The 11,936-nt window shown below is 42.7% G+C and carries 11 protein-coding genes; 1 reads left to right on the plus strand and 10 read right to left on the minus strand.

Translation table 11 applies throughout. The annotated features are described in order from the left end of the window. The 9 genes from P8O70_03770 to P8O70_03810 form a co-directional block, all read right to left on the minus strand. Positions 1-111, minus strand: a 111-nt coding sequence (locus P8O70_03770) for a (2Fe-2S)-binding protein (GenBank protein MDG2195999.1), incomplete at its 3' end; no start/stop codon positions are given. Positions 112-114: 3 nt separating this feature from the next. Continuing rightward, positions 115-990: a xanthine dehydrogenase family protein subunit M gene (locus tag P8O70_03775; protein ID MDG2196000.1), complete on the minus strand. Its 876-nt coding sequence runs from the start codon at positions 988-990 to the stop codon at positions 115-117. A 272-nt stretch (positions 991-1,262) separates the two neighbouring features. Next, positions 1,263-1,895, minus strand: coding sequence for a pentapeptide repeat-containing protein (locus tag P8O70_03780; protein ID MDG2196001.1), 633 nt, complete (start codon positions 1,893-1,895; stop codon positions 1,263-1,265). Between the two features lie 307 nt (positions 1,896-2,202). Continuing rightward, positions 2,203-3,168, minus strand: coding sequence for an acetamidase/formamidase family protein (locus P8O70_03785; protein ID MDG2196002.1), 966 nt, complete (start codon positions 3,166-3,168; stop codon positions 2,203-2,205). 63 nt (positions 3,169-3,231) lie between these two features. Then, the gene (locus tag P8O70_03790) at positions 3,232-3,933 is read right to left on the minus strand and encodes an ABC transporter ATP-binding protein (GenBank protein ID MDG2196003.1); all 702 of its coding nucleotides are present in this window, start codon (positions 3,931-3,933) and stop codon (positions 3,232-3,234) included. A gap of 19 nt (positions 3,934-3,952) precedes the next feature. Beyond that, positions 3,953-4,669 (minus strand): ATP-binding cassette domain-containing protein, encoded by a 717-nt coding sequence (locus tag P8O70_03795; GenBank protein MDG2196004.1) that lies wholly within the window; start codon positions 4,667-4,669, stop codon positions 3,953-3,955. Between the two features lie 36 nt (positions 4,670-4,705). Next, positions 4,706-5,752 carry a branched-chain amino acid ABC transporter permease gene (locus P8O70_03800; GenBank protein MDG2196005.1) on the minus strand — a complete coding sequence of 349 codons (1,047 nt, stop codon included), beginning with the start codon at positions 5,750-5,752 and terminating at the stop codon, positions 4,706-4,708. A 1-nt stretch (position 5,753) separates the two neighbouring features. Then, on the minus strand, positions 5,754-6,629 hold the full coding sequence (locus P8O70_03805; protein ID MDG2196006.1) for a branched-chain amino acid ABC transporter permease: 876 nt from the start codon (positions 6,627-6,629) through the stop codon (positions 5,754-5,756). Positions 6,630-6,676: 47 nt separating this feature from the next. Then, positions 6,677-8,182 carry an ABC transporter substrate-binding protein gene (locus P8O70_03810; GenBank protein MDG2196007.1) on the minus strand — a complete coding sequence of 502 codons (1,506 nt, stop codon included), beginning with the start codon at positions 8,180-8,182 and terminating at the stop codon, positions 6,677-6,679. Positions 8,183-8,673: 491 nt separating this feature from the next. Between P8O70_03810 and P8O70_03815 the strand changes: the two genes are divergently transcribed. Further along, on the plus strand, positions 8,674-9,900 hold the full coding sequence (locus P8O70_03815) for an MFS transporter (GenBank protein MDG2196008.1): 1,227 nt from the start codon (positions 8,674-8,676) through the stop codon (positions 9,898-9,900). 345 nt (positions 9,901-10,245) lie between these two features. Here P8O70_03815 and P8O70_03820 read toward each other — a convergent pair whose 3' ends face one another. Continuing rightward, positions 10,246-11,409, minus strand: coding sequence for a PQQ-dependent sugar dehydrogenase (locus tag P8O70_03820; protein MDG2196009.1), 1,164 nt, complete (start codon positions 11,407-11,409; stop codon positions 10,246-10,248). Between the last annotated feature and the right edge of the window lie 527 nt (positions 11,410-11,936).

Raw genomic sequence — 11,936 nt, forward strand, 5'->3', positions numbered from 1 at the left:
GCCGGTCAGAGCTAGGTCATCGCGGAGAAAATGGATCAACAATTTTCGGGAATCTACCTCTCGGGTGAATGATTCGCCATTAATTTCAATCGTGATGCTATGCTTCGACATGGATCAACTCCTCCCTTGGGCGCGTTCCACAGAGCGGCGGAGTGCGCGTTGTGTCAGTTCACGAATCAGAGTAAGCTTATATTCAGCAGAGCCTCGTAAGTCATCTGCCGGGTTGGATGCATCCGCAGCAAGTTCTCCTGCACGGGCAAAGAGAACGTCAGATGGCTGCTGACCTCGCAAAGCGTTCTCAGCATTGACCGCGCGGGTAGGTAGTGCCGCAACATTAGTCAAGCCGATACCGGCCTGTTCAATGCTACCGTCTGCCGCTAGAGAGAGTTGAACTGCTACTGCGGCAGCAGCGTAGTCACCTACCTTGCGCTCTACTTTCAGGTAACAGCCCCCGCTACGGGCAGGAGGGATTGGAATTCGAATCTCAGTGAGAATCTCTCCGTGCTCCAATGCCGTTGTGAAGAAATCAGTAAAAAACTCATCAATTGGCACTGTCCGAACTCCAGAAGCCCTAGTAATCTCAATCTCTGCTCGGTAGGCCAGCATTGTTGCCGGATGATCATTGGCGGGATCACCGTGGGCTAGATTACCCCCCACAGTTGCAAGATTCCGAACCTGGGGATCTGCAATCATCTTCGTGGTATCCACTAATAACGGATAGCGTTCACTAATCCAGGGTAGATCTTCTAGAACCACTTCACGGGCCATTGTACCGATTTTCAGAAAACCACCTTCCTCCTGGACGTAGTCCAAGCCAGGAAGGTGGCTAATATCAATCAAGTGGCTCGGCTCTGCGAAGCGTAAGCGCATCGCAGGGATCAGGCTATGACCGCCAGCCAGCACCTTGGCTTCATCTCCATGTTCATGTAGCAGGGCAATGGCTTCCGGCAGAGTGGCCGGAACCAAGTAATCAAAGGTAGGGGGTATCATGTTGGCTCTCCCTCAGGCTCGTGGACTCCTGACACAAGACCAGGATCACCTGGCACCTGCATTCAGGCAAGACGATCGACAGTGGCAGATTTAGGCTACCACTAATTTGTCACACCAAAATAGAACAACAGTAAAGGAGGAGGAAAGCAAGGTTTGGAAAAATAATTTTTTCCGAGAAGTCTCTATCTTGTAGAATTTATTTTTGAAGAGAGACTTTCTCAGAAGATTGGCAGGATAATTTGATCGTGACAGGGTAACTTCTGTTGTGAACCTTAACGAGGTTCAAGTTCGCAGTGTCGAAACTCAATCTGAGGGGTAACTTCCGTGCCGAAGTGAGTATTGCAGAAGTACGCTCCACGAAACTGGGTTCCGCGCAATCGCGTACTATAAAAAATGGTCCCTGATAGATTTGATTTTGACAAGTTAGCGTTCTGTAGATCTGCGGTATTGAACCAAACTCCACTTAGATTGGCTTCGGACATGTCGGCGCCAAACAGTTTCACTCCTTTTAAATTGGCACCTTGGAGATTTGCTCTTTTTAAATTGGCACCTCGCAGGTTTGCCCCCTCCAGATTGGAACCCTGGAGGTTGGCTCCCTGTAAATCTGCTTGCTCTAAGTTGGCGCCTCGCAAGTTACTACCAGAGAGATCAGCCACTTGGAGATTTGCACTGAAAAAGATTGTCTTCGCCATGTCAGAAGAACGGAGATTTGCACCGTTCAGTTTGGTCATTCGCAGATCAGCCTCACTGATATTGCACTCTACACATGCTCCAAAATTACGAAGCCGACCCAGATCCCTTTGATCATAAGCCCAGAGAAATTGTGGAATGATCCATCCCAAGCCAACAAGCAGCCAGCAAAGACCAAGTGGTAGAGACAACCGGAACTGTCGAAGGAAATGCATATTCGCTCGTTTGTGAATTTATCAAAGAAAAATCCCTATTAAAAACAACGATGAACAGCATCCGATTCTGATCGTTTCTTACAGAACTAGACTGGCAAAAACAGAACCAAACTACTTCGGCAAGAATGTAATCTTGCTACAAGCCTTCACAAACCAAAGAAAATTTAAAGAGCAACGGAACAGAGAAATTGGCAACAGAACGGGGTTGGGTAACAGTAACTAACTGAGGGGAATTTCAACCTTGGCAAGGCTCAAAGATGCCTTCTCTATCATGAATTTCTAGAAAAGACATCCTAGGTAGGCAAAATCAGGAAATGTATTTTTTCGGAATTGCAGCTCCCATCGTATACTTGGGGTCAACAAAATTTCCCAAGCGGACCTTACCACACTGGCTCAACATCATATAGGCGTCGTAGCGTTCAAAACCAAAATCCCGCTCAAGCCAATAGATCAGTTCCCGATAGGCAATTCTACACGCATCTTCCAGAGGTCTGGTGCTGCCAATCGCCATGATGAAATCATCTGCTTCAAGGCGTGGCCACTCGATATTGTAATTTTTAATCACGTTTACGGTAAAGGTTGTAAAAGTTGGATACTCGACAGCTACCCCGCAAACCTCTCCGTCACCCTGGCAGGCGTGGGCATCTCCAATAAATATACGAGCACCTTCAACCCGCACAGGTAGATAAGTCACAGTACCGGGCCCCATGTCAGGCAAGTCCATATTCCCACCGTGGCTATCCGGTGTTAGGGAATTGATTGAATCAATTTCCGGTGAAGTACTCAGCGTGCCAATGTGGGGACGATATGGTAGCTTGATTCGGTCGCTCCAGTGGACAGTCTCTTCGTCCACATGAATCTTACGGACAATCTCTGGCAACGGTTCGTTTAATGTTGCAGTCAGATTGGTTCCGGTCAAAGCACCGAATTCAGGAATCATGCAGCAGGTGCCCCGAGGCTGATCACCACGAGGCACCATTTTTTCAATGTGAATGCAAATCGTATCTCCAGGCTGTGCACCCTTGACCATAATGGGGCCACATTGAGGATTAAGATAAGGCATTTTGAGAAGCTTTGTTGGTTTGTCAGATTCCGATCGAATTTTTCCCTCAAAAGCATCGTGTGTTTCGGCAACAATTGTATCTCCAGGCTCTACTTCCAAAACGGGATTACTGTAGGGCCCAATTGTATAAACGTATGTCCCTTGCTTTTCAGCGCTTAAATGATGGACTTTGCCGGTGGGGGCTTTAGCAATACCATGCTTGTACATCATCGAATCACTTACCCAATCATTGGGATAAGACCGCATGATCATTTCCATGTCTACCTCTTTAGGCTAGATTGACAAAACTTGGCTAAGCTTTTCTTCATTCCGAACCGCATCAGAATCAAGCATAGCAACAACAGAACCCTTCTCAACAGCGTACGCTCTGTCAACTGTGTTAGAAATCAATGAAGCATTTTGATCAATCAAAATTATAGACAAGTTGAATTGTTTCCGAAAATTTAATATGGCCTCACCAATTTGGCCGACAATATTTGGCTGTACTCCCTCACTTGGTTCATCCAAAATCATTATTTCAGGCCCACCTGCTAAAGCTCTTCCAATTGCTAACATTTCTTGTTGTCCCCCACTAAGTGATCCTGCCATCTGACTTCTTCTTTCATGGAGAATGGGGAAAAGATCGAAAATTAGTTTATTGAATTTAGAACGCTTCTTAGAGTCTCGCTGCAAATAACCACCAAGGAGAAGATGTTCGTTGACTGTCATTCCTGGAAAAATACCTCGACCCTGTGGGACATATCCAACTCCCTTCCGAGCAATCAGCTCTGGTTGCAAGTTCGTGATTTCATTTCCGAATAGTATAATTTTACCACTACTAGCGCGAATTAATCCAATTATTGTTTTAACGAACGTAGATTTACCAACACCATTTCTACCAATAACACCAACAATTTCATTTGTAAGAATATTCACTGAAATATCACGTACAACAGTTGCAGTTCCGTACCCACTACATACACCTAGGGTAGTCAAGATAGATGACTCATTCATTTCAGTGCCCAAGATATATATTTTTCACCTCAGCATTGTTGAGAGTAGACTGTAAGTTACCCTCATAAAAAACACTGCCTTGGTGCATAACAGTTATCTTTTCAGCAATTTGCTTGATGAATTTAAGATCATGTTCAACAACAATTGTTGTTAGACCATGTTTTTTACATAATTTGACAGCGTTAGCAGTCATACCTGTTTCCTTCTCTGCTAGTCCTGCTGTAGGTTCATCAAGTAATAGAACATCAGCACCTGTGTGGATAACCATCAGAATTTCTAACCATTGCAAGTGATGATGAGCAAGATTTTTGGCAGGAAAATTGGAGTTGATTGAAAAATCAAATAATTCGATTAACTCTTTCAATAATTTGCTCTTCTCATCAGAATGATGTCCAGTTGAAAATCCCGAAGCGATTTCAATATTTTCTCTCACTGAAAGATTATTGTACGCTCGAATAGTCTGAAAGGTCATCCCTAGGCCGAGCCGAACTCTAGCGCTAGGTTCAAATTTTGAAATCTCTATTCCTTTAACAATGACAGTACCACCATCTAGTTTGGTGAGGCCAAAAAGAGCTTTGAAAAGGGTTGATTTTCCAGCTCCATTAGGACCAATAACACATCTGATTTCATTTTTCTCAACCTTAAAATTCACATCTGATAGTGCTGACACACCACCAAATTTCTTATTCAGATTATTCGTTTCAATGATTTTTTCCATATACCAAAGCGGTTTCGACAGAGTAAATTTCGATATCTAAGGATTCCTAGTTTTTTTTAAAAATTTCGTCAGCTTTATAAAATTGCTCCATAATGTTACAAAAACTCCATCCCTAAACAACATTATCGAGATAACTGCTGCTGTACCAATGAAAATTAGTGAAAGCTGGTTACCTTGTGTAGAAAGTGTGAATGCAAACCAAGTCATTCCAATCGTAGACAAGGAAACAGCCAACAAACTTGAACGCCCTCCAATTGCTGCCCAGATAACAGGCTGTGCAGCCGCTACTAGACCTAGTTGACTTGGGGTTATGTAATTACCCCATTGAACGTATAAAATCCCACTTACTGAAGCAAGAGCAGCCGCTAGTACAAAAACAAAAAACTGCCATTTTCTAATATCATATCCAAGAACCTCTGTCCTCAGTGCATCCTCACGAATTGCAACTATTATTGAACCATATCTAGAATTGATAAAAATTCTTAGGATGATAAAAATAAGAGAAACAAAAACAAGTACATAGTAGTAGAAAGAATACCCATAAAGAGGATCATCTATCCAAGGGAGTCGCATAGATGGGATTCCAGTCATACCATTATAGCCACCCAGTAAAACATTCCCAATTTTCCACTGATATCCAGCAGTCTGAGAAAGGAAAGTCTCCAATAGCAGTGTAAAAACCAAAGTTAAAACTGGAATAATCCAATTTTCAACTCTGGCAAAAAATAGAAAGTAGGCTAAAACTGAAGCAAGCAACATACTTGAAAGAATACCACCACCAATTCCAATAAATTCATATGCTGGCAACTGAGTTAAGTTTCCAGCAATTATTCCATATGCATAACCAGCTACTCCAAAGAAAGCAATTTGCCCAAAACTTAAAATCCCACAATAGCCCCAAACTAAAGTAACGCTAAGACCTAATGGAACATTAAGGAGAAAGTAGGCAAAATTCATTGCTTCGTAATCACCCATTACCATAGGCACTAGTGACAAACTAATTAGATAAGCCAGGAAAAATATTAATGAGCTCTTTTGTTTGCCAAGATCGCGTTCTCCAAGGAAAAGCTGCAGTAGTCCCATTTTACCTTCTACCAAAAAATCTAATGCTTGCTAGCCCATTAGGATAGAGTCTGATTAGTATCAGCGCTGCGAAGAATAACCCTACTGTCCCTGCAAATGACCCTAAATACATTCCAATTGGCGTCCTGATAGCTGCTAATGATCCTGCACTATACAGGGTGCCAGTTATTATATTTGTGGCACCACCTACAACCACAGTTATGAAGGCTGGTGCAACAAACTGTGTCCCCATGAACGGAGCAATCGTTGTTGTTGGTGCTAACACTCCACCAGCTAACGCTGCCAAACCAGCACCAAACGCAAAAGTTATGGAAAACATTTTTTTCTTATTGATCCCAATTGTTGAGGCAATTTCTGGGTTTTGCATTGTTGCACGTGACTTCAAGCCTAATTCTGTTTTCTGGAGGATAAAGTAAATCATTGCTACTAGCAAAACTGCAACTAAAATCAAAAATAATTGATATATTGAGTAAGTAAATCCACCATACTCAATTGAGCCAAATGGAATTTTTATTGACGGTAAAAATGGCCCAAAAATCAATAATGCTCCTTGCGCAATTATTAAACCTAGTCCCCAAGTCACTACCAAAGCAGATAAAATCCTTGAATATAAGTATCTAATAAACAAAAATTCGATTACCAATCCAACTAAAACACCCACAAGAAAGCAAAAAGGTAATGTAAGAAAAAAAGGCAATCCTTCTGTTACCAGTAAGGAAGCCACATATGCCCCAATCATCATGATTTCACCATGAGCCAAGTTGATTATGTTCATCATACCTAGCACAATCATCAGCCCTATTGAACACAACACCAAAAATGCACTAGCTGTCAATGCCTGGTACACTAAACTTGTTATTAAAGGTGCTATTTCCATAATCACTTTTTGTTACGCCCGGAATATGCCCGGGCTTTGAAGTTTTTTTACTTACCAAACATTGTGAAGTAGGGATCTTCATCTGGAATATATTGCTTATACTCCTTTTTGCCCACCAGATTTACACCCATTCTGTGTAGCCACCAGGGAGTAATCATTGGCCACTCTCTCAAGAACTGAACATTATGCTCTGCATCTGCAACGGCCAACCGAATATAGTGTCCTGCATGGTGAGTAGCTGGTTCCATGAAAACACTACCTTCTGGAGCTTCAATGCTCATCCCAGATTCAAGCGCTTTTTTTACAGCTTCTTGTTCCGTAGTACCTGCTAATCGTGCTGCCTTAGCGTACATATGAATCGAGAAGTATGTGTTTTGCGCCATCTGACCAATGTAAGGGTCATTTGGGAACATTTTGTACCATCTTTGAACAAAATCTCTGTTTCTCTTAGTTGGAATTTCTTCAATATAATTGACACAATTGTGCATTCTGTTCAGTGATGGTGCGGAGAATCTACGATGCTCGTAGCCCTGTGCCATGTTGACAGTTGATGCCATTGGATACTCTAACCCTGCAGCCGAAGCCTGTGGATAGTAGTTTGACTGATTTGATCCCACAAGGAGTGTGAAGACCCAGTCAGGTTTTGCTGCCTGGATTCGAGCAATTGATGTACTGAAGTCAGAGACACTTAGTGGAACAAACTCCTCTTCAATAATCTCTCCTCCGACCAGTGGTGCAGTTGCCTTTGTCCATGCTGCGGTTAGCTGTCCAAAATTATAATCCGCTGCAATCGTGTAGATTCTTGGACCAAAGGTTTTCACCATATAATCCACAACTGGGATCACCTGCTGCTCACAGATTGCGCCTGTACAAAATGTATTTGCATCTGCAACCCCACCCTCATACTGATTCGTGTAGATGTACAATTGCTTGAACTGGTCTACAATTGGCCTAATTGCTTCTCTCTCAGCACTTGTAAAGCCTGCAACCAAACAGTCTACCTTATCACCCTGAATCAATTTCCTAGTCAGCTGTTGCCAAACATTATTATTGGACTGGCCATCAAGATTGATGAGTTCAACAGGTCTTCCTAGAATACCATCATCTTCAGAACTAACTAAAATCTCATCATCTTCAGTAAACGTGACTGCTTCTTTAGAGCGACCTCCACCATCATTCACATAGTTTAGGTCACCTTTTCCAACTCCCATGAGAGGGGGTTGTACTGCTACATTTCCGAAGGCACCTAGGCCTCCTGATCCTACTGGGCCTCCCTTCAGAGTTAATCCTGCATTAATTTCTGAAACCGCTAACTGTGCTGCATGATCTTTTTGCACACCGTATACGGCTAGATTTCCTGAGAGGTCTTCTAGGTGTCCAATTTTTACCGCAGCAGCATGGCTAGAAGCTTTTGCTGACTTTGAAGTGATGATAGCAGGCACAGCTAGTGCTGCTCCCACCGCAAGTGAACCTTTGATGAAAGTTCTACGGGTTGAGCCATCAGATTCCACAATTTCAGTTTTTGCGGTCATGTCTTCTTTGTTTTGATCCATTCTTACCTCAATGATGAAAATAATTGATCAACAAAACACATCGCTTCTAAAATTATATTTACTTATCACCTCCTTTTACTCTTATTATGCCTCTCTTATTCACAATCCCTGTGTTTAGAGAGACTTTTCTAGACCCTCCAATTGTCTAAACCTATTTTTAGTGGGAAACGCTCTCCGGATTAAACTGTGGCTTTAATTCTCAAAATTTTTAAAATTTTAAATTAAATAAATAGTAATTTTTTGCCTAATATTTCAAGCTTTATTCTTGCAAAACATTTTGTCTATTTATGTATCACAAAAAAATATTGCTTAATATTTAATCGACTAGCTATTTTTGCTTAATATTTAATCGAATTTAAATTCGAACTTGGTCTCACAGAAATTTTGTACAAAAAAATTTCAGTAAAAAAATATCTTCTCACGCTGCAGTTTGAATTTCTTAGTTCTAAATAATTGGTCTTCCATACAATTTTTATTATTTGAGTATTAGAATGTTTTTAGGATTGAACTCGTTTTTACAGAGATGGTTTGAAGGGATCCCGCCAACTATCGGCTGGTTGGGGCTCTGCTTTGCGCTATCCGGAACCTCCGCCAGCCTGACTGTCTCAGCTGCAGCCTTGGTAGGACAACGCATTGCAGAAAACCCTGCATGGGCCACATTACCACTATCGTTGAATCTGCTGGGCACCATGAGTAGTGGAATCCCGGCTTCCCTGCTGATGCAACGGATTGGAAGGCGCAACGGTTTCCGTATAGGGACAGTGGTAGGCCTACTGGGAGCTTTGCTAAACATCTATGCGATTCAATCCGAAAGTTTTGCCCTTTTCTGTCTAGGCAGCTACCTAATCGGCTGTCTCCTTGGTTTTGGGCAACTTTATCGATTTGCAGCCATTGAGGTGACTCCGGAAGAGCACAAGGCAAGAGCTGTCTCTCTGGTGCTGTTTGGTGGTATCTTTTCTGGAATTCTTGGACCTGGGATTGCCTTCCTCACCAAGGATTGGGTAGAAGGAGCGCCTTTCATGGGAAGCTATCAGTCCCTGATCGGCCTGTACATCCTAGTTTTTTTGCTGTTGCAACTGGTAGATCTACCAAAACCCACTGCCAGTGAGCAACACCCCCGAACTCGTCCGTTCTGGGAGATCATGCGTCAGACCTCCTGGAAAATCAGCGTCCTGAGTGCTGCTTTGGGCTATGTAGCAATGGCCTTGATCATGACCGCAACCCCACTCTCCATGCAGGCGCATCAACACTCTTTCTCTGCATCAGCCTTTGTCATTCAGTGGCATGTAATCGCCATGTTCCTGCCTTCTTTTTTCACAGGGAATCTGATTCAGCGCTTCGGTAGGAAAAATATTATGCTGATGGGAATTGGGCTGAATCTGCTTTGTATCTTGATTAACACGCAGGGACAGTTCTTTCTGTCTTACTGGTCTGCTCTGATTTTGTTGGGAGTGGGCTGGAATTTCATGTTCATTGCGGGAACAACACTGCTGACAGAGACTTATCGGCCCGAGGAGAAGGCACTCGTACAGGGAGTCAATGACGTATTGGTATTTGGTTCAGCTGCGAGTGGTTCACTACTGGCGGGAATCTTACAAAATCAAATTGGCTGGGAGTCCCTCAACATGGTTGCGGCTCCTCCCCTACTTTTGTTAGCTGGCTGGCTGCTCTGGCTGAAGCGCAACAGAGGAGTCCTGATTCAACAACCCATTCATTGAAAGGCGAGATCAGTCTAGTGGGCCTCGTTAGTCTTGATCGAAAGATAGAAGTCATAGACACACATTATAAAGGCAATCAAACTGATCAATCCCAGATCAAGCTCACTTAAGAGCTGATTGCTAAAGTGAAAAAAACCAGCAATCAATTGGTCAGACAAGAGCGACAACCAAGTCAAGCTTGTTGAGATAAAGGCTGGGGTCTGAGACGGTATCGAGAGGAAGAGTAGTACGTTGTAATTTTTTAGGTGCAGGGAAAGTCTTGGGCTAGAATTTCACAGACCAGACTGGCGGCGTTGTAGCATCAGAATTCTGGATATGCACCCAACACCTAGAGTTGGCTTAGTACTAACGACTGCTTCCAAGAATTTTGACCAGACTCCCCTTGCCTCCATCTGTTAGCAGAAACAAATCTCCAGTCGGAGAGGCTTCGATTTTCCGAATTCGACCGAATTCGTTTCGATAAAGACGTTCTTCAATGAGTTGATTCTCACTTCTGACAAATCGGATCAGAGTCCTTTCTCTCAAGGTCGTGACAAACCAACTATTTCTCCAGTTCTGGTAATTTTCCCCACCATATATCAAGAGTGAGGAGGGAGCTACCGATGGGTCCCAGTAGTGCAGAGGTTCTTCAATACCAGAATACCGAGACCCTACGCCTACCCTTTCGTCATTATAGTCTTTGCCATAGGTGGCTACTGGCCAACCATAATTTTTTCCCGCAATTAATTGATTGATTTCGTCTCCACCTTTTGGACCATGGTCAGCAATGTAGACCTGACCATCAGTTGCATTGTAGTAAATGCCCTGCGGGTTACGATGACCGTAGGTGAAGATCTCAGGCAACGCACCAGCTGATCCTAAAAACGGATTATCTTTTGGTGTAGTCCCATCGAGATTCAATCGAATTGTCTTTCCCAAATGATTATCCAATCTTTGTGGGTCTGCTGTGAAGACATTTACAATGCGACTTGCTGTTGTGTAATTGAATCGGTCTCCAACAGTCAATAAAAGGTGTCCTGATTCATCGAAGGTGATTCTAGATCCGTAATGTATGTTTGACCCAACATAAGGTAGTGCCTCAAAAATCTCTTCGACATTCGTGATCGTATTTGATTCAATTTTAAAACGTATCAAAGCAGTTGTAGATAAGCCTTTTCTTCTTTTTGAATAAGTTAAATATAAACGTTGATCCTGATCATAGTTTGGTGACTTTTTTATGTCTAGTAATCCACCTTGACCTGCAAAACTCACTTGCAATCCAGTCTCCACATTTTGAATTGATTCACCATCGATTAGCTTCAATAAGCCACTTCTTTCTGAAACTACTATCCTCGTTTCATCTAGGAACGCTAGGCCCCAAGGATAGCTTAAATCATTTGTAATTATTTCATAAGCTGGCTCACAATTCGATTCACATAAGTTTTTTGCCGAGCTAAGGGATGGTACTATTATTAAAATAATTATTGAAAAAATAATATTTAATAGATGTTCTGACTTATGATTTCTCATCTGTTATCTTGATTGAAGTAAGAAAATGTTCAATTTGAATTAAAATTGAATAAATTTTTCAAATTTGCACTTGAATCAAACTAATTTTTCACTGTGATAAACACAGCATTTTTCTGCTGGGAATTTTAGTAGTAAGCTTTCCTGGCTGATAGACATTTGTCGGTTAACCTTTACCTTCACTTCAAAGTTCTCACATTGGGCTGATATCAACTTAAAATTCCCACAATGGGATTGGTGCATTTGCGTCGTTTAGACCAATGAAGTAATCTCCGAGATTTGGAGATCTAAGGATGCAATGTCCTCACTGTGCTCATCCTGACTCTATTCGCTATGGCACCAGCCGTGGTGTCCAACACTACTGTTGCCAAGTCTGCTGACGGATCTTTCAGACGCTACAACGTGGCAAAGATCCAGCCCTCAAGCAACAGGCCTGTCAGCTCTATCTAGAAGGGATGGGGAGGCGAGCTATCGGCCGGGTTCTTGGCATCCATCACAAGAAGGACGATCAAAACCGGTAGGGTACTTTG

This window comes from SAR324 cluster bacterium, assembly GCA_029245725.1.
GTDB lineage: Bacteria > SAR324 > SAR324 > SAR324 > NAC60-12 > JCVI-SCAAA005.